The sequence below is a fragment of the Mesorhizobium sanjuanii genome (genome assembly GCF_002529485.1).
Lineage (GTDB): Bacteria > Pseudomonadota > Alphaproteobacteria > Rhizobiales > Rhizobiaceae > Mesorhizobium > Mesorhizobium sanjuanii.
On the sequence record NZ_NWQG01000025.1, the window covers coordinates 1 to 19,834 of the forward strand.

20 protein-coding genes are annotated in these 19,834 nt (G+C 63.1%); 11 read left to right on the top strand and 9 right to left on the bottom strand.

What is annotated here, in order from left to right; genetic code table 11:
• The coding region (locus CN311_RS05415; protein WP_133117138.1) for a DUF4159 domain-containing protein at positions 1–1,497 on the top strand (1,497 nt) is incomplete at its 5' end.
• Positions 1,498–1,560: 63 nt separating this feature from the next.
• Positions 1,561–3,648: a hypothetical protein gene (locus CN311_RS05420; protein ID WP_097572356.1), complete on the top strand. Its 2,088-nt coding sequence runs from the start codon at positions 1,561–1,563 to the stop codon at positions 3,646–3,648.
• A 25-nt stretch (positions 3,649–3,673) separates the two neighbouring features.
• Here CN311_RS05420 and CN311_RS33825 read toward each other — a convergent pair whose 3' ends face one another.
• The 5 genes from CN311_RS33825 to CN311_RS05445 all read right to left on the bottom strand — a co-directional run bounded on the left by CN311_RS33825 (position 3,674) and on the right by CN311_RS05445 (position 5,889).
• On the bottom strand, positions 3,674–4,123 hold the full coding sequence (locus CN311_RS33825; protein ID WP_425351050.1) for a GNAT family N-acetyltransferase: 450 nt from the start codon (positions 4,121–4,123) through the stop codon (positions 3,674–3,676).
• Positions 4,124–4,318: 195 nt separating this feature from the next.
• Complete coding sequence (gene clpS / locus CN311_RS05430) at positions 4,319–4,624, bottom strand: ATP-dependent Clp protease adapter ClpS (RefSeq protein ID WP_097572358.1); 306 nt, start codon at positions 4,622–4,624, stop codon at positions 4,319–4,321.
• 146 nt (positions 4,625–4,770) lie between these two features.
• Entirely contained in the window at positions 4,771–5,130 is a 360-nt protein-coding gene (locus tag CN311_RS05435; protein ID WP_097572359.1) for a hypothetical protein, read from the bottom strand.
• 178 nt (positions 5,131–5,308) lie between these two features.
• Complete coding sequence (locus CN311_RS05440) at positions 5,309–5,536, bottom strand: hypothetical protein (protein WP_097572412.1); 228 nt, start codon at positions 5,534–5,536, stop codon at positions 5,309–5,311.
• 38 nt (positions 5,537–5,574) lie between these two features.
• Positions 5,575–5,889: a hypothetical protein gene (locus tag CN311_RS05445; RefSeq protein WP_097572360.1), complete on the bottom strand. Its 315-nt coding sequence runs from the start codon at positions 5,887–5,889 to the stop codon at positions 5,575–5,577.
• Between the two features lie 237 nt (positions 5,890–6,126).
• Here CN311_RS05445 and CN311_RS05450 point away from each other — a divergent pair, with 237 nt between their 5' ends.
• Together CN311_RS05450 and CN311_RS05455 are read left to right on the top strand one after the other, a co-directional pair.
• Positions 6,127–6,849: a response regulator gene (locus CN311_RS05450; RefSeq protein WP_097572413.1), complete on the top strand. Its 723-nt coding sequence runs from the start codon at positions 6,127–6,129 to the stop codon at positions 6,847–6,849.
• Positions 6,846–8,255 (top strand): ATP-binding protein, encoded by a 1,410-nt coding sequence (locus tag CN311_RS05455; protein WP_097572361.1) that lies wholly within the window; start codon positions 6,846–6,848, stop codon positions 8,253–8,255. The genes CN311_RS05450 and CN311_RS05455 overlap by 4 nt, the downstream gene beginning before the upstream one ends.
• A 17-nt stretch (positions 8,256–8,272) precedes the next feature.
• Here the strand turns inward: CN311_RS05455 and choV are convergent, their stop codons facing one another.
• From choV to CN311_RS32460, 4 genes are all read right to left on the bottom strand, one after another.
• Entirely contained in the window at positions 8,273–9,454 is a 1,182-nt protein-coding gene (choV, locus tag CN311_RS05460) for a choline ABC transporter ATP-binding protein (protein ID WP_097572362.1), read from the bottom strand.
• The gene (choW, locus tag CN311_RS05465; protein WP_097572363.1) at positions 9,451–10,305 is read right to left on the bottom strand and encodes a choline ABC transporter permease subunit; all 855 of its coding nucleotides are present in this window, start codon (positions 10,303–10,305) and stop codon (positions 9,451–9,453) included. Before choW ends, choV begins: the two co-directional genes overlap by 4 nt.
• Before the next feature lie 122 nt (positions 10,306–10,427).
• Positions 10,428–11,363: a choline ABC transporter substrate-binding protein gene (locus tag CN311_RS05470; protein ID WP_097572364.1), complete on the bottom strand. Its 936-nt coding sequence runs from the start codon at positions 11,361–11,363 to the stop codon at positions 10,428–10,430.
• A 2-nt stretch (positions 11,364–11,365) separates the two neighbouring features.
• Positions 11,366–11,503 carry a hypothetical protein gene (locus tag CN311_RS32460; RefSeq protein ID WP_165779598.1) on the bottom strand — a complete coding sequence of 46 codons (138 nt, stop codon included), beginning with the start codon at positions 11,501–11,503 and terminating at the stop codon, positions 11,366–11,368.
• Positions 11,504–11,752: 249 nt separating this feature from the next.
• On the opposite strand from CN311_RS32460, the gene CN311_RS05475 reads away from it, so the two are divergent.
• The 7 genes from CN311_RS05475 to CN311_RS05505 all read left to right on the top strand — a co-directional run bounded on the left by CN311_RS05475 (position 11,753) and on the right by CN311_RS05505 (position 19,807).
• Entirely contained in the window at positions 11,753–12,364 is a 612-nt protein-coding gene (locus CN311_RS05475; RefSeq protein ID WP_097572365.1) for a thymidine kinase, read from the top strand.
• A gap of 63 nt (positions 12,365–12,427) precedes the next feature.
• The gene (locus CN311_RS05480) at positions 12,428–13,630 is read left to right on the top strand and encodes a glycosyltransferase family 4 protein (RefSeq protein WP_097572366.1); all 1,203 of its coding nucleotides are present in this window, start codon (positions 12,428–12,430) and stop codon (positions 13,628–13,630) included.
• A gap of 73 nt (positions 13,631–13,703) precedes the next feature.
• On the top strand, positions 13,704–14,093 hold the full coding sequence (locus tag CN311_RS05485) for a c-type cytochrome (protein ID WP_097572367.1): 390 nt from the start codon (positions 13,704–13,706) through the stop codon (positions 14,091–14,093).
• A 165-nt stretch (positions 14,094–14,258) separates the two neighbouring features.
• Positions 14,259–15,347 (top strand): hypothetical protein, encoded by a 1,089-nt coding sequence (locus CN311_RS05490; RefSeq protein WP_097572414.1) that lies wholly within the window; start codon positions 14,259–14,261, stop codon positions 15,345–15,347.
• 35 nt (positions 15,348–15,382) lie between these two features.
• Positions 15,383–16,528 (top strand): hypothetical protein, encoded by a 1,146-nt coding sequence (locus tag CN311_RS05495; protein WP_097572368.1) that lies wholly within the window; start codon positions 15,383–15,385, stop codon positions 16,526–16,528.
• Positions 16,529–16,552: 24 nt separating this feature from the next.
• Positions 16,553–18,463, top strand: coding sequence for an AAA family ATPase (locus tag CN311_RS05500; protein ID WP_097572369.1), 1,911 nt, complete (start codon positions 16,553–16,555; stop codon positions 18,461–18,463).
• 45 nt (positions 18,464–18,508) lie between these two features.
• Entirely contained in the window at positions 18,509–19,807 is a 1,299-nt protein-coding gene (locus CN311_RS05505) for a DUF6638 family protein (protein WP_165779599.1), read from the top strand.
• Positions 19,808–19,834: the final 27 nt, after the last annotated feature.

Genomic DNA, 19,834 nt, shown 5'->3' on the forward strand with positions numbered 1-19,834 from the left:
CCGAAGACCGGCCCCTTCGCCGCCCTCGCGCCGCCCGCCGATGTCACCGTCACCAGGCAGGTCCTGGCCGAACCGACGCCCGACATCGTCGAGCGCAGCTGGGCGACGCTTGCCGACGGCACGCCGCTGGTGACCGGGCTGAAAAAGGGCAAGGGCACGCTGGTGCTGTTCCATGTCACGCCCGAAGCGACGTGGTCGAGCCTGCCGATCTCCGGCAGCTTCGTGGAAATGCTGCGGCGCATCGTGCAACTGTCGCGCAACCAGGGTGCAGCGGTCGCCAATGCCGAAGCAGCCGCCACCTCGCTGGCGCCTTACCGCATGATATCGGCCGACGGCACGCTGGTGCCGCCGACGCCGGATGCAAGGCCGCTGGTGCCGGGCTCCGGCCCGCTGCCGGTGACGTTCGAGAACCCGCCCGGGCTCTACGGTTCCGAAACCGGCGTATTCGCCCACAATCTGCTCGAAGCCGGCAGCACCTTCGCACCGCTGGTCCGCCCCGAGATCACCGTGCCGGTCACCACCGTCCAGTACGCTTTCGACGAATCGCACGATTTGAAAGGTCCGCTGGTGGCGGCGGCTCTCGCCTTGATGGTGCTCGACACGCTAGCCGTGTTCTGGATGGGCGGCCTGTTCTCGCGCCGGCCGCGCCGTGCCCGGACCGCGGCAAGCGCGGCCGCCCTGCTGATTGCGCTCGGCGCCATGCTCGGCCACGCCGACATCGCCCGCGCCGACGATGCCAAGCCCGGCGACAGCCAGGCGATCGAGGACATTTCGAAGACTAGGATCGCCTATGTGATGACCGGCGAGCCGGGCGTTGATTCGATCAGCCGCGCCGGGCTCGAAGGCCTGACCCGCTTCCTGATCGAGAAGACCGCGCTCGAACCCGGTGCGCCGGCCGGCGTCGACATCTCCAGGGACGAACTGTCCTTCTACCCGTTGATCTACTGGCCGATCGACCCCACAGCCGCGATGCCGAGCCAGGCGGCGATTGCCCGCATCGACGCCTATATGCAGCAGGGCGGCACGGTTCTGTTCGACACGCGCGACCAATTCGCCAACGGCATCGGCGCCGATTCGACCAGCCCGGCGACGGAGCGGCTGCGCGACATCCTCGGCAATCTCAACGTGCCACCACTGGAACCGGTGCCGTCGGACCACGTGCTGACCAAATCGTTCTACATCCTGCCCGAGTTTCCCGGCCGTTTCGCCGGCAGCCCGCTGTGGGTCGAGGCCTCGCTCGAAGCCAGCAACACCGAGAACCGCCCGGTGCGCACCGGCGACGGCGTCTCGCCGATCATGATCACCGCCAATGATTTCGCCGGCGCCTGGGCGGTCGACGAGAATGGCGACCCGCTTTTGCCGACCGTGCCGTCGGACCCGATGCAGCGCATCTATGCGCTGCGCGCCGGCGTCAACATCATGATGTACATGCTGACCGGCAACTATAAATCCGACCAGGTGCATGTGCCGGTGCTGCTCGAGCGGCTGGGGCAGTAAGATGACGCTCTTTGTTGCGCTCCCTATGCGGATCAACCCTCCCCACAAGGGGGAGTGTAAGCCATGAACTGGTCCCTCTCCTTCGAACCGCTCATCTACTGGCCGCTGCTACTTGCCGTGCTGGCGCCACTGCTCCTGCTGGCGCTGGTCGGCCTGTGGTTTCGCCAGCGTGGCTCGGTCTTCCGTTTCGCCGCCCTGCTCGCATTGGGCGCCGCCCTCGTCAATCCGGTGTTCCTTGACGAGGAGCGCGAGGCGCTGAAGAGCGTCGTCGCCGTCGTCGTCGACCGCAGCCAGAGCCAGGACATCGGCGAGCGCACCAAGCAGACCGACGAGGCGCTTGCCGGGCTTCAACAGCGCCTCGCCCGCTTCAAGCAGTTCGACGTGCGCGTCGTCGAGGCCGGCAAGTCGGAAGCCGCCGACGAGCGCACCGAAACCAGGCTGTTCACAGCACTTGAGGGAGCTTTCCGCGACGTGCCGCCTTCGCGCATCGGCGGCGCCATCATGATCACCGATGGCGAGGTGCACGATGCGCCCGCCGGCACTCCCGACTTCAACGCTCCGCTACACGCGCTGATCACCGGCAACGACCACGAGAAGGATCGCCGCATCCGCTTCGAGAACGCCCCGCGCTTCGGCCTGGTCGGCAAGCCGCTCGACATGACCTATCGCGTCATCGCAACCGGTAACGAGGCCGGCCAGGTCGATGTCCGCGTCTCGGTCAATGGCGAGCAGGTTGCGGTCGAGCAAGCCACCATCGGCAAGGCCATGCCGTTGCAGGTGACCATCCCCGGCGCCGGCCGCAACATCATCGAACTCGCCATCGACCCGGAGCCGGGTGAACTGACCGACACCAACAACCGCGCCATCGCGCTGGTCGACGGCATTCGCGAGAATTTGCGTGTGCTGCTCGTCTCCGGCGAGCCGCATGCCGGCGAGCGCACCTGGCGCAACCTCTTGAAATCCGACGCCTCGGTCGATCTCGTTCACTTCACCATTCTGCGGCCGCCGGAAAAACAGGACGGCACGCCGATCAACGAACTGTCGCTGATCGCCTTTCCAACGCGCGAACTTTTCGTTGAAAGGATCAAGGATTTCGACCTGATCATCTTCGACCGCTACCAGCACCGCGACGTGCTGCCGATCCTCTACTACGACTACATCGCCGAATATGTCGAAAAGGGCGGAGCGCTGCTGATCGCTGCCGGACCTGAATATGCCGGCGAAAGCTCCATTGCCCGCACACCCCTGATGGCGGCGCTGCCGGCGATGCCGACCGGCGAAGTCGTCGACAAGGCCTTTTATCCGCGCCTCACCGACCTTGGCCAGCGCCATCCGGTGACGCGCGGGCTCGACGGCTCGGCAACCGACCCGCCGCACTGGAGCCGCTGGTTCCGCACCATCGGCGTCGAGAATCCCGAGGGCGAAGTGGTGATGAAGGGCGCCGACAACCGGCCGCTGCTTTTGCTCGACCGCAAGGGCGAAGGCCGCGTCGGCATGCTTCTGTCCGATCAGGGCTGGCTGTGGGCGCGCGGCTACGAAGGCGGCGGCCCGCATGTCCAGCTCTACCGGCGCATCGCCCACTGGCTGATGAAGGAGCCCGAACTCGAGGAGGAGCGGCTGACCGCCGAAGGCCGCGGCATGATGCTGGAAATCCGCCGCCAGACGATGAGCGACGACCCTGGCTCGGCGCAGGTCATCACGCCGTCCGGCAAGGCGCTGATCGTCAAGCTCGAGAAATCCGAGCCCGGCGTTTTCCTCGGCAGCATCGAAACCAATGAGATCGGCCTCTACCAGGTCGGCAACGGCAATTTGACCGCGCTTGCCCATGTCGGCCCGGTCAACGCGCCTGAATTCTCCGACGTCATCTCCACCGAGAACCGGCTGAAAGCACCAGTGGAAGCCACCGGCGGCAGCGTGCGCCGGCTGGCTCAGCCATCGACGCTCGGCGACCTCGCCAGCGGCGTGACGCTGCCTTCGATCGTCCCGGTGCGCTCGTCGGGCGCGGCGGCCGGCAACGACTGGATCGGACTGCGCACCACTGACGACAGCGTGCTGAAGGCGGTCTCGCGCGTGCCGCTGTTCGGCGGTTTCCTCGGCCTCGGCCTGCTGCTGCTTGCGATGGGCTCGATGTGGTACCGCGAGGGGCGGTAGCGCTGCGTCCTTGCCTTCTCTCTTGCTATAGCTGCCTCTTCATCACGTCGAACGTATTCCCAGACACGTCTATCCTGTCGACCGAACGCCAACCAAACTTGGTGTAGTACGCAGTCAGCCATCCGGTGGCGGCGTAGAGGTACAACTCTGACCACCCGCCATCCCTCGCCGCCTCGCATATGGCGCTTATCAAGGCTTCGCCAATTCTTTTGCCCCGATGCTCCACAGGCACGTAAAGACTTGACAGCCAAGGTCGCCAATAGTCATGGGATTGCAGGTCGCACTCAACCAGCAATGCAACGCCAACTGGGTACTCATTCAGAAAGGCGCATGCCAACAGTTCATTTTCGCTGTTTGCAACCTCATTGCACCACGAAACGGTGTCATCATAGCAATAGCCCTGTACGCGTCCCCACTCGGCACTAAGCCATCTGGCTACCAATGGGATAGCGGCCGAGTCTCTAGCGAGTGACATCACTCGTATGGGCTGAAGACCACCTTCAATCGGAGTCAAGGTATTGATGGCGCCCTCCTTAAACTGCCTTCTTATCAATCGCTTGGGATTGAAATATACATACCTCAGCTTCCGCTTCGCATAGGGCGACGCCTAATCCACCTCCTGAATCCGGCTGCTCACCCCACAAGGGGAGAAGGAAAAAGCGCCCCGGCGCTACTCTTCCGGCTCCGTCGTGAACATCAGCGGATAACCCTTGGCCTTGCCGGCATCGGTCGCCCGCGCCGCCTTGGTCTCGGCGACGTCCCTGGTGAAGACGGCGACGACACAGACGCCGCGCTGGTGCGCGGTGATCATCACCCGCCGCGCCTGGTCTTCGTTCAGCTTGAACTCGCCCTTCAGCACCGTCACCACGAATTCGCGTGGCGTGAAATCGTCATTGACCAGAATGACCTTGTAGAGTTTCGGCCGTTCGGTCTTCGGTTGCGTCTTGGTGCGGGGTTTTGTCGTGATTTCAGGCATCGGAACCGGCAGTAGCGTGCGAGAACGTCGCTGTCACTCTGGCACGGGCGATAGCGATCGTCCATTTTGAACGGCGCAAACCGCCCTCCCGGCGCGGCGCGGCCATTCACAAGTCCGTGGTCTATGTGGGGACTGTCGCCTGCGGTTCAACGGCCCTGACGGCCGAAGCTCCGGCGAGCCGGAAATTGCCGCGCAGTCGGGACGGATGAGGCGCTTTTTCCAGGCCCGGCCGCATCCATCCGCCGTTCCAGCCAGGCAACGACCGGCCATGCGACAAATGAGATCAGCACCGTACTGGTGAGCACGATGAGCAGCACGGTCTGCCAGGAGGTGACGTAGTCCCAATCGGTGGAAATCGCTGGCGCGAACAAGGCCGGCTCAATGCGCCCGCTGGCCGGATCGAGGACCGAGCTGGCGGTCAACTGGATCAGCACCTTGGCCAGCGCGGTGACGACCAGGCCGCCAATGACCATCGAGCGCAGAATGGACGAAGGCCGCTTCTTCATGGGGATGCCTTACCGGGCCGGCATTGCGATCGGCTTAAGATTAATGGTTGCCAATGGCCGGTGCGGAGGGCCGATGCTCGACTCGGACCTTGGCTCCTCACGCAAAAAAGACGACCGCTCCAGGCAAATCGCAACTGGAGCGGTCCTCTCATGGGACAAGAGATGTCGCCGGCCTGGATCAGGCCTTCGGAGCCGCCTTCGGGGCAACCTTCTTGTGCTTCTTGTGCTTCTTGACGGTCTTCTTGGCAGCGACCTTCTTCACGGCCTTGGTGGGCGCAGCTGTCGTGGTCGTGGTCGTCGCAGCCGCGGTCGTGGCAGCAGCGTTGGCGCTGGTCGTGCCGAGAACCGGCATCGAGAAGGCGAGCGCGATGGCGAGACCGAGAGCGGAGAGGAGGGACTTTTTCATGGCTTCACTTCCTTTTTCTTGCAGATCGAATTTGAGCGTCACTGAACGGGGTCGATCGGTGTCACTCCAAGCAGCTTCAAAGCATTCGCGAGCATCCGGATTCCCTGTGCCTGTTTCCTGTTGGCGCAGTACCGGTTTCCCTTTCTTTGAAGTGCCTTCGCCGCGGTGACCTGCGTTGCCGTGGCATGGGTTTCGAGGGCTTGGTCGAATTGACGGCTCAGATAGCTGCAACGCTCGCTGCGGGTGATCGGCGCCTTTGTTTCGGCCACCTTTGCATCGGATTGTTCGATCGCGGCCGTGACGAGCGAAATGCCGAGCAACGCACCCATCAGGCTGATCGAGAACCTTTGCATTGGTTTGTCCGTAATCCCGTAACGCGTGTCGCAGCCGGTGACCTGACCGCCACGGCACCACTTATGCCCTTGATTTTTTTCGGGAGTTTTTCCGAACTGTAGAATTTTGTTTCTGGATTGTTTCTGACGAACCCGCGTCTGGACCTGACATCGCCACTGGCCAACATATGGCCTGAATTCTATCGTGTGGGTGACGAGCGAATGAGCGCTTGGGCGATCCACCATGGCAGGTTTTCCGTGAAATCCGACGCACACATACTGATCGTCGACGACGACAAGGGCATCCGCGACCTGCTTCAGGAGTTTTTCCAGAAGCGGGGGCTGCACACCTCCGTCGCCGCCGACGGCACCGAGATGGAAACCGTCCTGCGCCGGACCCAGGTGGACCTTATCGTTCTCGACGTCATGCTGCCCGGAAAGAGCGGGCTCGAACTCTGCCGCGAGCTTCGCGCCAATTATGCGACCCCCATCATCATGCTGACCGCGGTCAACGACACGACCGACCGGGTGGTGGGGCTGGAGATGGGCGCCGACGATTATGTGCCCAAACCCTTCGATCCGCGTGAGCTGCTGGCGCGGATCCGCGCCGTGCTGAGGCGCAACGGCGCCGCGGCCGCCGAGCCGCGCCGGCCCAGCTCGAAGCAGATCTATCATTTCGCCGGCTGGACGATGGACTGTTCGCGCCGCCGGCTGATGGCGCCGGGCGACGTCAGGGTCGAGCTGACGATGGCCGAGTTCAACCTCCTGCAGACCTTCGTCCGGAGCGCGCAGCGCGTGCTGAGCCGCGAGCAGCTCATCGAATTGTCGGGCGGCGACAGCGGCTACAGCTTCGATCGCAGCGTCGACATTCTGGTCAGCCGGCTGCGGCGCAAGATGGAGGACGACCCGAAAACGCCGAAGCTGATCCTGACCGTGCGCAGCGGCGGTTATCAGTTCCTGCCCGAGACGACGTCCGAATGAGACGCATCCTGCCGCAAACCCTGCCGGTCTGGGTTCTGCTCATTGTCATTGCCGGCCTGCTGATCAGCCAGGTCGCGACCCTCTCTATCGTCTCGCGCGACCGCGCCGCCGCCAATGACGTAGTCGATCTCTACCGGCTCAACGACCGTGCCTTCTCGCTTGTCCAGTTGATGCATGACGCGGCGCCCGAGCAGCGCAAGGCCATCGCGTCGGGCCTGTCCAACGCGACCTACGCCCTCACCGTATCGAACACGCCCGCCGTCACCTCGTCGATCGCCGGAGATGACGAACTGGCCGAACTGGAAGACATACTGGTCGGCCGGCTGTCGAAATTCGGCGTCACGGACGCGCGGGTGCGGCGCGACCCGGCGACGCGCGAAGCCGACGATGCCGCAGGCCAGGTCGAGCCCCGCGATATCGGCCAGGTCGAGCGCGACCTCCTGGTGCTGGCGGCCGATTTCGCCCAGAGTGAAAAGCTGACGGCTTCGCTGCGCTTTGCCGACGGCCAATGGCTTAACTTCACCGAGCCGAACACGCCGGTCGGCCCGATATTGAGCGTCGACAGCCTGCCGCTCTATGCCCTGATCGCCGGACTGGTGGTGATCTCCTCGATCTGGTCGTTGCGCCGGCTGACCGCGCCCTATCGGATGATGGAAACCGCGGTGAAGCGGATCGGCTACGACCTCAAGAGCCCGCCGATCGCCGAGGCCGGCAGCCGCGAGGTCCGTACCGCCGCCAGGGCGGTCAATGCCATGCAGGCAAGGCTGCGCGACTATGTCGAGGATCGCGAACATCTAGCCGCGGCGCTGGCGCATGATTTGCGCACGCCGCTGACCAGGATGCGGTTGCGCCTCGAACTGCTGAGGAAATCGACGGTTCGCGAGGCGCTGGCGCACGACCTTGCCGACATTGAAGAGATTGCCAGCTCCGTCATCGACTTCGCCACTTTCGAGGTGACCGAGGAAAAGAGTGAGAGGATCGATTTCTGGTCGCTGGTGGAATCTATCGCCGACGGCTTCGAGGATGTCTCCTTCGACAATGAGGACACGCGCTCGCGCGGCCTGATCTGCATCGCGCGCCCGGTCGCGCTGCGGCGTTGCGTCACCAATCTCGTCCAGAACGCCGTCACCTATGGCAAGAAGGCGCATCTCAGCCTGCAGCAATCAGGCAAGATTATCACGCTGGCCATCCGCGACGAGGGCCCGGGCATACCGCAGGCCGAGCTCGATGCCGTATTCGGCTCGTTCGTGCGCCTGGAACAGTCGCGCAATCGCCAGACCGGCGGCCTCGGTCTCGGCCTGACCATCGCCCGCAACATAGCCCGCGCCGCCGGCGGCGAAGTCAGCCTGTCCAACCATCCTGGCGGCGGCCTGCTGACCGAGCTGAGATTGCCGCTGGCGGCGTAGGCCGAGCTGGTGGAAAACTACCTTCTCAACACCGCGCTCAGCACGTCCCTGATGCCGATGGCGCCGACGAAGCGCGACTGGTCGTCGAACAAGGCCACCGGCGCCGTCTGCGAGCGGTGCATGGCCAGCATCACCGTCTTCAGCGAGGTACCGGGGTTGGCCCAGAATACCTGGGCGGCCTCTTCCGGCTGGCCCTCGACATCGGCGCAGGAGACCCATACCGCCGGCTTGCCGTCGCGTTCTGCCGCCGCCACCAGCCCGTGCTCGTCGATCTTGAAGCGCGTCGTCTTGCGCCGGTCGAGCCACACCCAGCCATCCTTGCCGTGCTCGAGATCGCGGCGATCGCGCATCACGTTCCAGGCCGTCAGGACGGAGAGCGGATTCACATTGGCGATGAAGTCGCGGACATAATCGTTGGCGGGCCTGAGCACGATGTCTTCCGGCGCGCCGGTCTGCACGATGCGCCCGCCCTCCATGATGGTGATGTGGCTGCCGATCTTCAGCGCCTCCTCGAGGTCGTGGCTGACGAAGATGATGGTCTTCTTCAGCTCGGCCTGGAGCTGCAGCAATTCGTCCTGCAGCTTGGTGCGGATCAGCGGGTCGAGCGCCGAGAACGGTTCGTCCATCAACAGGATCGGCGCTTCGGTGGCGAAGGCGCGCGCCAGCCCGACACGTTGCTGCATGCCGCCGGAGAGCTCATGGGCGTATTTCTTCGACCACTGGTCGAGATGGACGAGCTCCAGTTGCTTCTTGACCCGCGCCTTGCGCTCGGCTTCAGGCATGCCGGCGAGTTCGAGGCCGAGCCCGACATTCTCCTCCACCGTCCGCCATGGCAAAAGGCCGAATTGCTGGAACACCATCGCCACCTGCTTCTGCCGCAGCCTTCTCAACGTCGCCTCGTCGCAGGTGACGACATCGACCGTGCCGTCGCCGTCCTTGACCAGGACCTGGCCGCGCGAAACCACGTTCAGCCGGTTGACGGCCCTGAGCAGCGTCGACTTGCCCGAGCCGGACAGGCCCATGAGTACGGAGATCTCGCCTTCATGCACGGTGAGGCTGGCGCCTGCGCAACCCAGCACATTGCCGGTCTTTTCGAGGATCTCGGCGCGGGTGGCGCCGCTGTCGATGAGCGCCAGCGACCCGGCCTGGTCGGCGCCGAAGACGATATCGACATTCCTGAAATCGACGGCGACGGTCATTTCTTGCCTCCAACGCCAATACGGGTCATCCGGTCGAGCACGATGGCGAGCACGACGATGGCCAGACCGGCCTCGAGCCCGAGATCGATCCGGCGCGAGCCGAGCGCGCGGTTGATTTCGGTGCCGAGGCCACCGGCACCGATAAGCGCAGCGAACACCACCATCGACAGCGACAGCATGATCGACTGCGTGAGCCCCGCCATGATGGTGGGCAGCGCCGAAGGCAGTTCGACCTTCCACAGAAGCTGTCTTTTGGTGGCGCCGAAGGCCTCGCCGGCCTCGACGATCGATTTCGGCACCGACGTGACGCCGAGATGGGTGAGCCGGACCGACGTCGGGATGACGAAGATGATGGTGACGATGAGGCCGGGCGCGTTGCCCAGCCCGAACAGGGTCAGCACCGGGATCAGGTAGACGAAGGTCGGCAGCGTCTGCATCAGGTCGAGCACCGGCAGCATGAAGCGGTAGACCTTCGGCTTGTGTGCGGCCCAGATGCCGAGCGGCACGCCGATGGCCATCGAGGCGGCGGCGGCGGCAACCACCAGCACCAGCGTCTCCACCGTCTGTTTCCAGAGGTTCTGGTTGAGGATGAACAGCAGGCCGAGGAAGACGGCGAGCGCTAGGCCCTTCGAGCGTTGCAGGAGATAGGCTAGCAGAGCGATCAGAGCGATAAGCAGGACAGGCGGCAGCAGCAGCAGCCCGTCGACGATCCCGTCGAGCAGGAAGTTGAGGCTGTTGGAAAAAGCCCTGAAGACGGTGTTGAAATTGTCGGTGAGGAAGGTGAAGAAGGCCTTTCCCCAGGCGCCTATGGGGATCTTGTAACTGACCAGGAATTTAGAAATCGGATCCATCTCACCCCTCTTCTGCCGGCGCCGTCCTTGTCGGACGATCATCTTGTCACACGATATGAAAAAGGGCAGCCTTTTCTAAGATGGCTGCCCTTTCTGGTTCGGCCTGGCCGAATTCAGTCGGCTCAGCTCCCGAGCGCGGTCTTGATGGCTGCGGCCGCGTCGCCGCCGTCGAAGGTGGTCACGCCGGCAATCCAGGGCGTGACGGCGTCCGGGTGCTTCTTCAGCCAGTCGGTCGCAACCGTGTTGGCGTCGCCACCCTTGAGGATCGCGTCCATCATCTCGCCTTCCATGTCCAGGTTGAACTTCAGGTTGGCGATGAACTTGCCGGCATTCGGGCATTCGGTCATGTAGCCCTTGCGCACATTGGTATGGACGGTGGCGGCGCCGAAGCCGCTGTCGCCCATGCCGTCGAGATAGGTGATCTTCATGGCGCCCATCACCGGATGCGGCGTCCAGCCGAGGAAGGCGATCCATTCATTGTTCTTCATCGACTGCTCCGCCTGGGTGAGCATGCCGGCCTCCGAGGATTCGACCAGTTCAAAGCCTTCGAGATTGTCGGCCGGGTTCTTGATCATATCGAGGATGATCCGGTTGCCGTCATTGCCGGCCTCGATGCCGTAGATCTTGCCGTCGAACTTGTCCTTGAACTTGCCGAGGTCGGTCAGCGTCTTGACGCCGGCGTCCGCCACATAGGTCGGCACGACGATGCCGTAACCGGCGCCGCTGAGGTTTTCGCTGACGGTCTCGACCGAGCCATCGGCGGTGTAGTCCTTGATGTCATTGGTCATCGACGGCATCCAGTTGCCGAGGAAGACGTCAAGGTCCTTGTTCTTCAGCGACGCATAGGTCACCGGCACCGAAAGTTGGATCACCTGCGGCTCGTAACCGAGGGCCGTGAGCAGCACCGAAGCGACGCCGGTCGTCGCCTGGATGTCGGTCCAGCCGACATCGGAAAGACGTACCGCCTTGCAGCTTTCCGGATCGCCGGCGAAAGCGGCACTCGTGGACAGGAAAGCCGCCAGGCCAAGACCGGCGACGAAGGAATTCATGCGCGACATGTTTATTTCTCCCATTTCGATTCTTTGGCAATGCGGATTTCTTGCGCCCGCCTTTGTTTATCAGCCAAACACCATTCTGGTGCAGTTTCAAGCACTAAGACAATCACGATCAACGGCGCGGGCTGGCCGATCAGCGACACGCTTGCCGCTTTTTTGGCAGGGTTCCTCCGATGGAATGCCCTTTTCCGGTGGAATGTAGGGACGCCCCCTCCCCGCGTCAGGACAAGTCGGCTTAAGGTGTGCCGAGATTTAGGTCAGGCCGAGCCGAAAACGGCGGGTTCCGAGAACCGGAGCGGAGCGTACTTTTGGTACGTGAGCACCGGAAGCGCAGGAAGCCGCCGTTTGCAGGCCGGCATCACCTGAATATCGATACACCTTAAAAGGGCGGCATGGCCAAGCTGTACTTCCATTATGCGACGATGAATGCCGGCAAGACGACAATGCTCTTGCAGGCGTCGTACAATTACCGTGAGCGCGGCATGACGACGATGCTGTTCGTCGCCGGCCATTACCGCAAGGGCGATACCGGGCTGATCTCGTCGCGCATCGGCCTGGAGACGGAAGCCGAGATGTTCCGCGAGGGCGACGATCTGTCCGCTCGCGTCGCCGAGCATAATGACCATACGACAGTGCATTGCGTCTTCGTCGACGAGGCGCAATTCCTCGAGGAGGAGCAGGTGTGGCAGCTCGCCCGCATCACCGACCGGTTGAACATACCGGTCATGTGCTACGGCCTGCGCACCGACTTCCAGGGCAAGCTGTTTTCCGGTTCGCGCGCGCTGCTCGCCATCGCCGACGAATTGCGCGAGGTGCGCACCATCTGCCGCTGCGGCCGCAAGGCGACGATGGTGGTGCGCCTCGGCCCGGACGGCAAGGTGGCGAGGCAGGGCGAACAGGTGGCGATCGGCAAGGACGTCTACGTCTCGCTCTGCCGCCGCCATTGGGAGGAGGAAATGGGCCGCGCCGCGCCCGACGACTTCATCGGTTTCACCAAGGGCTGAAAGACCGGGCCGCCACCTATTCCGGTTTCATTCGCCTCCGATTACGATGCGTGCGGGGGCGGCATGAAAATTCTGCAATTCACGGTCGATTGTCCGTTTCCGCCGGTCTCCGGCGGCGAGATCCGAAACGCCGCCAATGCGCGGGCGCTGGCGACACTGGGCGAGGTCCTGACCGTGAGCTTCACCGGCGCGCCGGCGCCCGCGACGCCGCCAAACATTCGGCACCGGATCATCGAGGCGGCCCGTGGCCGCGGCCCCTGGCACAGACGCAGCCCACACCCGACCGTGCATGTAGTCCCGGCCGATGAACTGACCGAAGCGGCATCGATCTGGAAAGCGTTCGCGCCCGACCTCGTGGTGATCGAGGACATCGCGCTTTCGCAGTTGCTGACGCTGGCCCATGAGCACGGCGGACAGACCGTCATCGACCTGCACAATGTCGATTCGCGCACGGTGGCGGATCGCATCGGATCGCTGTCCCTGTGGCAGCGCTGGGGGCGCATTCGCCAGCACCGCCGCAAGATGGCCCAGGCACGCGAAGCGGATATCTTGGCCGCAAGCACCGCCGACCAGGTCTGGGTCTGCTCGGAAGCGGACCGGGCGACGCTGCTGGCGCTGGGACCGGCCGGCAGCAACAAGCCGCCGGGCAACAAGATGATCGACATCAAGGTGATCGCCAATCCCATCCCCGACGAAACAGTACTTTCCCTGCCGATTTCCACCCGGCGCTACGAAGAGCTCCGCCTCTGCTTCATCGGCCATCTCGGCTATTTCCCCAACATCGACGCGGTCAAGCAGATCGGCCGCGAGATGGCGCCGCGCCTGGCGGCATCCGGTCAGCCATGGTCGATCATCGTAGCCGGCAGGAATCCGCGCGATATCGTGCGCCATGTCTGCGCAACGCACGGGCTGCATCTCATCGAAAACCCGCCGCACGTGCCGGATCTGCTTGGCCGTGCCGGTTATGCGCCGATGCCGCTCAGGTTCGGCGGCGGAACCCGCATCAAGGTGCTGGAAGCGATGGCCGCGGGACTGGTCGTCTGCGCAACGGAAAAGGCTGTCGAGGGGCTCGGCCTCGAAGCCGGCACGCACTTCCTGTCCGGCCGCCACACCGGCGAGTTGGCCGCGAAGATCACGGCACTCGCCGCGGAGCCGCAACGGGGCGCCGCGATGGCCGACGCCGGCCGGGCCTTCGTACGCGACAGGCATTCGCTGGCGGCGATCGAACAGACGATCCAGCAGGCCGTCAAAGGTCTACCGGGTTGAGCCTGTCTACCGCAATCCCGCCATCATGCGGCGTTTGTTAAGGGTCTTCAGCCAGAACTTGTCGGGGTCAGCGATGTTTCGAGCCATTTCGTCCGCCGGTGTCTTTCTCCTTGCCGGCATTCTTGCCGCGCATGCCGGCGGCGACGCCGTTCTCGGCAAGAAGGTTTTCAACCGGTGCCTGGCCTGCCACGAGGCGACGACCGATCGCGACAAGGTCGGCCCGCATCTGATGGGCGTCGTCGGCCGCACCGCCGGCACGGCGCAGAGCTTCCTCAGCCGCTATTCGCAAGCGATGAAGGATGCCGGCGCCGCCGGCCTGGTCTGGGACGAGGCGAACCTTGCCGAATATCTGCGCGCGCCACGGCAAAAGGTCCCCGGCAACAAGATGGGCTTCACCGGCCTGACCAGCGACGACGATATCGCCAATGTCATTGCCTATCTCAAGGCCGATCCCAAGCCCTGATCCGTCCTGAAACACGCGATGGTCGCCTTTGACGATCAAGCAATCGCCGGCCCACTACTTTGAATTTCCTGACGTCTTGTCTCTTGCGCCTTCCCTTCCCCCCATGCCGCACATATATTCGCGGCGGGTTGCGACACGAAACTGATGCCGAAGCGGGAGGCCTCCATGGCGACATTGCAGAATTTCGATGCCGAAATTGCCAAGACCAAGCAGGTCGTGCAGGACATGCGCACCAAGATCGAGCAATCCGGCACCGTGCTCGACACGCTCGCCAAGGCCGACAAGAAGATCGGCGACGCCGATTTCGACATCGAGAATGCCCGCATCGAGGATGTGCTGAAGCAGCAGAAGGTGATGGAAGGCAACATTGCCGACCTGATCATCGGGCTGGAGGACGCCACCAACGTCTTCGGCGCCGAATTCGAGAGCATGAAGAACTACACCGGCTGGGAGAACTTCATCGGCATCTTTTCCAGCCAGAGCAAGCAGCGCATGCGCACCGACCGTGTCCGCAACATGTCGCTGGCCGGCAATCTGCAGGAGCTGTTGGCGAAATCCGACACCATCGTTGGCATCCTCAAGGCGCAGAAGGACGTTCTCGACCAGCGCTACAAGACCTCCGAGGCCAGCCTCGCGCAGGTGATCGAGCGCCGCAAGACCACCATGTCCAATCTCGAGAACGTCCAGAAGCGCATCGAGGAATTGAACCCGATGCTGCTCGACATCGAAAACAAGATCGCCGCCTCGACCAGCCAGAAGGAGCGCACGCAGCTTGAAGGCGAGCGCTCGAAAATGGCTACGGAATACAATGAGAAGCAGGCCAAGGAGCAGGAGCTGCTGGCCGAAAGCCAGACGCTGGAACGCTACACCTCGATGTTCCAGACCTTCGTCGATTCGCTCAACAACCAGATCGCGGCGCAGTCGACGCTGATCAACAAGCTGACCATCGATACCGAGCAGCGCATCGTGCTCTACAAGGCGCTGGAAGATTCGCTGAAGACCGCCGCCCAGCAGGACGTCGCCCACAAGATCAACACGCTGGGCAGCCAGGTCGACAACACCGCCGAAGAAACAATGGCCGGCATCGGGGCTGCCTCACAGAAGCACATTGGCGATCTCCTCGAAATGCACGAGAAGAATATGGTGGCGACCGCCGACATCCAGCGCCGCAAGAAGCTCGCCGACGATGCCTTCGCCCGCCGCTTCGACGACGTGATGAAGAAGCACAATTCGGCCAATTACGTGCAGTCCTAATTGCTGCACGCGCATCGCACTCTAAGGCTGGCTGCATGACCCCCGAAAACGAAGCCGCGGCGCGCTATTTCTCGGCGATCACGGCGGCGCTCAGCGGCCTCGAAGTGTTCATGCGCGACGACCGCTCGCCGCTCTACCGGCACGGCATCGTCGCCAGGATCGTCGCCGAGTACATTGCGCGGCTCGACAAGTCCTTTTCCTGCTGGCGCAACCGGCTGGGCTTCATGGACACGTTCCGCATTTCGCGTGCCGAAAGCGGCTTTCCGGTCTTCCAGAACCTGCTTGAGCTGGAGAACGACCGTCGCCAGGCCGATGCGCGGCTTGCCAACATCCCGCTGGCCGGCGAGTTGCGCGAGGAAATGGCCGACTTCATCTTGCGCCACAAGGAATTCCCCGCAGCACTGCAGAAATCGATGGCCGAGCGGCTCTATCTCGAGGACGTGAAGAGCGAAACCACCTTCGGCCCGTTCACATTGGCGCAGACAGCCAAGGTGTCGGTCAATCCGAAGACGGGGCGGCCCTATTATCTCGTCCATTGGGCTGCCTTCGACGGCAGCGCCAACCTGCCGCTGGTCTATATGGTGACGGTCGAGGATTCCTCCGAGGCGATGATCCGCCAGCTCGTCGACGACAGCGGCAAGCTCAACGACAAGGTGGACATCCCGCTGCCGGTCGACGGCCTGCTCAACCCCGAGTTGGCCCATCGCTTCGACGACTTCACCGAGAAGAACTCGGCCTATACGCTGTCGCCGGCGACGATCGCGGTGAACCTCGACAAGGATTTCGAGACGCTGCACCCCAAGCAACTGCGTCGCGTCGTGCTCGGCCCGTTCTATTCAGCCGGCATCACCGACAACAATTCGACGGTGAGCGACGTTCTGGCCAAGGTGCGCAAGCCGGAAAACGCCTGGCTGCTGACCTGGACCATCCAGGAGGTCTTCTCGAAGGCCGAGAAGTCCGGCCGCAAGGGCCTGTGGTCGAGCGAACCGGCGTCAGAGGAATTCTTCATCAACACCGACGATCTGGAGGCCGCGCGCCAGGGCGTGTCGAGCTACGAGAACCATGCGCTGATCCCGCACGAGGCTTATCAGGCGCTCTACGCCGCCGGCGAGGCGCAGAAGATCTTTTCCGGCTACAAGGTCCACATCCTGTCCAAGGGACAGGTCATCAGCGACGTCTGACCGTCGAACCGCGGAGCATCCTTCATGGACACCGGCCTGACCACGATTTCGGAAGCGGCGATCGAAAAGCACCGCGCCACCGCGCAGAGCTTCATCACCCGCATCGTCGTGCTGGAGGATCCGTCGCGCGAATCCGGCACCGCGCTGGCCGGCACCAACCGCCGTTTCGTCTCGACCGTTTCGGTCGGCTCTGTGCGGCGCACGCGCGAGGTCGAGCTTGCCAAGACCGTCGCCGCCGTCCATCCCGACGACCAGTTGCTGAGTATTGCGCAGCACACGCTCTTGTTTCGCGCCCGGCGCGGCACAGCCGTAGCGCTGGCCATATCGGACGTCTTCGCCGAAGGTTCCGACCTCGAAAGCCTGCAGGCGAAAAACGCCCGCGCCCCGCTCGAAGGCGACGAAGCCGCCACTTTCAAGAGACTTCTGTCAGCCTCGGCCTATATTTCCGCCTTCAGCCTCGCTTCCTATCTGTTCCAGCTCATCGACAGCGACGGCGAAGCGCCCAACGACACACCCGAGCCGGACTTCCTGTTCGACACGCCGCAGGATGCGGTGAAGTCGATCCTGGCCGGCCTCGACAGAGCGGTTGCGGGCGCGAAGGACGACGCCGACCTGATGACCCGCGCGCGTGCCTTTGCCCGCGTCGCCATCGACGGGCTTTTGGCGCGAAAGGGCCGTTTCGACGGCATCGGCCCGTTCGAAAACGCGCATATCCGCATCGACGTCGACGACTTCACCCTCGACGGCTTTGACGTAGCGCCCGGCAAGCGTTCGAAACCGCTGGTGATGACCTTCAAGAAACCGGAAGAGGTCGTCGGCAACCACATCGCCAAATACCAGTCGGTCAAGCTCGCCAAGATGCTGATGGCCTATGATTTCGAGCGCGAGCTGAACCCCTTCGTCGAGCTTGGCGGCTTCCTCTTCACCTTCATCGGCGACGGCGCGCCCGGCACCGGCAAGACGACGCTGATCCAGATGATCGCCGGGCTCGTCAGCGGTTATTGCCAGGTCGCCGGCTACCCCTTCGCCTACGAGAATTTCGGCGTCGACCAGATCTCCTCCTATCAGGGCAAGTCGGGCCAGAATTGCCGCCAGTTCATCAACAACGTGCTGAACCCGCGCGTCATCGGCTTCGGCACCATCGACGACATCGACCAGGTGGCGGCGCGCCGCTCCGACGACCGCGCCTCGGCCGGCCAGCAGGAAATCACCGGTGTCCTGATGGACGCCTTTGCCGGTGCGTCGACGGTCGTGCGCGGCAACTGCTCCTTCGGCATGTTTTCCAACTATCCCGAAAACGTCGACGATGCGCTGCGTCAGCGCGCCGGCGCCCGCTGGCTGGTCGACGGGCCGCAGAGCCGCGACGACTACATCGACATCTTCGTCCTGCTCGCCGGGAAGAACCATAAAATACCGCTCGGCGACCACAAGCTCTATGCCGCCCAGGAGATCCAGCGCGCTGTGATGGAAGCCTATGAGGAGCATGAAAAGCCGCAGGAAGACGGCCTGATGAAGGTCTATGAGCGCTACATGAAGGAGAATGGCGCGCCGAAGTCGATGGCCGACATCGGCACCTATCTGCACATGATCAAGGACGCCGAACCGCGCTTCACCGGCCGCGCCATCAAGAACGTCACCGATGCGATCAAGATGCGCGCCATGGACATCGAACTGCCGGACGAGTGGTTCGAAAAGCCGGAAGCCTTCATGCACAAGGGCTATGACGACAAGAAAGCGATGATCGAGGAACTGCGCGGCCCGTTCTCGATGGACATGGTCATGCAGGAGATCAACCGCTACGCCGATAGCGAGTTCCGCTATTCCGACAAGTCCGACGATGCCGCGGTGACCAAGATGATTCGCGACACCCGTCTGCGCGACCGCGCGCTGCGCGAAATCGAGGAGATGAAGAAGAAGGGAAGTTGGAATGCGTAATTCGCGCCAGCGCCCCCTTCTCTCCGTGAACGGGGAGAAGGAATAGTGAGCAAGAAACCCGACCTTCTCCGTGACAACGAGCTGATCTATGGCCGGCTGCTGACGGTCGACGAACCGCACCTCATCCAGCGCTACAACAAGGCGCTTGCTGCCTTCGGCCTGAAGCCGACCAAGCTCCAAAGCTTCGACATCGACCGCACCGGTTTCTCGCCTGAAGTGGCCGAGGAATGCGGCGATTACAGCTACCTCGATCCCAACGAGATCAACCGCCGCTTCATCATCCTGACGCCGTCGCAGATCGACCTGCCGGTGGTCCACACCGCGTTTTCCAACACCTCGCAACTGATGTTCGAGTTCATGTCGAAGAACCAGCGCGCCATCGACGCGCTGACCATCAAGGATGTCATCTATGGCGAGATCGAGGACTCGGTCCCCAAGGTCCACGACATCGAGGATCTGCTGTCGATCAACCAGGTCGAGTTCAAGGTGCTGTCGGCCGAGGACGTGCTGGGCAAGGCGGCCGAGCTCGGTAAGCTCGTCGACCGGCTGAAACAGGAGCCGGAGGCCTGGCGCGACGATGCCATGCTCACCCGCATGGTCGAGCTGGCCAAGATCTGCGGCGACATCCGCGAGAACGCACTGGTGCCCGACCAGGTGATCTTCCGCCACAACGCCTACTGGACCAGCCATTTTGGCGGGCTCTATGTGTTCGTCGATCCGGACATGACCACTGTTATCAGCGACCCGGCCGCACCCGGTTTCCGCCGCTCGCGGCCGTGGCAGGTGAGCTATCTGTCGATCAACGATGCCGACAAGGTGTTCAAATTCCTTGCCGCGACCGGCCGCATCGAACTGCCCCGCGCCTCATGGATCGAAACCTCGGGTTACCTCGAACATCGTGCCGAAATGGTGGTGCGCGCGCTGATCCGCGATACCGAGCCTGACCGCAATCTGAGCGACGTCGACAAGGTCTGGCTGCAGACCTGGATCCACGGCCACACCGATCTGATCACCAGGGACGGCAATTTTCCCTTCCTCAACGCCGCCAAGCGCGAAATTGCCCATCTCGGCCACCTCAAGATCGAGGACGTGTTCCCGCAGCAGCGTTTCCTGGTGGTCCGGGCCAAGCCCGACCATCCCGACGCCTGGCTGACCAACCAGCTGATCTCCGACTTCGTGCCGCAGGACTTCGTCTCGCGCTACGTCTTCAACAAGCCGGGCTTCTACAAGGACTTTGACGGCTACACCGACGCCTGGCGATCGCATGTTGTGGACGTTTTGAAAACCACATATCTGAAAGACAAGGTGGCGTTTCGCGCACGCCTCTACGGCCTGACTGATTGATTGAACGTTTGACAGACTGAGGGGTGA

What these genes read in the sequence shown, in the direction of transcription:
- CN311_RS05420 (WP_097572356.1), top strand. Translation starts at nt 1,561, where the DNA reads ATGAACTGGTCCCTCTCCTTCGAACCGCTCATCTACTGGCCGCTGCTA.
- CN311_RS33825 (WP_425351050.1), bottom strand. Translation starts at nt 4,123, where the DNA reads ATGTCACTCGCTAGAGACTCGGCCGCTATCCCATTGGTAGCCAGATGG.
- clpS (WP_097572358.1), bottom strand. Translation starts at nt 4,624, where the DNA reads ATGCCTGAAATCACGACAAAACCCCGCACCAAGACGCAACCGAAGACC.
- CN311_RS05435 (WP_097572359.1), bottom strand. Translation starts at nt 5,130, where the DNA reads ATGAAGAAGCGGCCTTCGTCCATTCTGCGCTCGATGGTCATTGGCGGC.
- CN311_RS05440 (WP_097572412.1), bottom strand. Translation starts at nt 5,536, where the DNA reads ATGAAAAAGTCCCTCCTCTCCGCTCTCGGTCTCGCCATCGCGCTCGCC.
- CN311_RS05445 (WP_097572360.1), bottom strand. Translation starts at nt 5,889, where the DNA reads ATGCAAAGGTTCTCGATCAGCCTGATGGGTGCGTTGCTCGGCATTTCG.
- CN311_RS05455 (WP_097572361.1), top strand. Translation starts at nt 6,846, where the DNA reads ATGAGACGCATCCTGCCGCAAACCCTGCCGGTCTGGGTTCTGCTCATT.
- choV (WP_097572362.1), bottom strand. Translation starts at nt 9,454, where the DNA reads ATGACCGTCGCCGTCGATTTCAGGAATGTCGATATCGTCTTCGGCGCC.
- choW (WP_097572363.1), bottom strand. Translation starts at nt 10,305, where the DNA reads ATGGATCCGATTTCTAAATTCCTGGTCAGTTACAAGATCCCCATAGGC.
- CN311_RS05470 (WP_097572364.1), bottom strand. Translation starts at nt 11,363, where the DNA reads ATGTCGCGCATGAATTCCTTCGTCGCCGGTCTTGGCCTGGCGGCTTTC.
- CN311_RS05475 (WP_097572365.1), top strand. Translation starts at nt 11,753, where the DNA reads ATGGCCAAGCTGTACTTCCATTATGCGACGATGAATGCCGGCAAGACG.
- CN311_RS05480 (WP_097572366.1), top strand. Translation starts at nt 12,428, where the DNA reads ATGAAAATTCTGCAATTCACGGTCGATTGTCCGTTTCCGCCGGTCTCC.
- CN311_RS05485 (WP_097572367.1), top strand. Translation starts at nt 13,704, where the DNA reads ATGTTTCGAGCCATTTCGTCCGCCGGTGTCTTTCTCCTTGCCGGCATT.
- CN311_RS05490 (WP_097572414.1), top strand. Translation starts at nt 14,259, where the DNA reads ATGGCGACATTGCAGAATTTCGATGCCGAAATTGCCAAGACCAAGCAG.
- CN311_RS05495 (WP_097572368.1), top strand. Translation starts at nt 15,383, where the DNA reads ATGACCCCCGAAAACGAAGCCGCGGCGCGCTATTTCTCGGCGATCACG.
- CN311_RS05500 (WP_097572369.1), top strand. Translation starts at nt 16,553, where the DNA reads ATGGACACCGGCCTGACCACGATTTCGGAAGCGGCGATCGAAAAGCAC.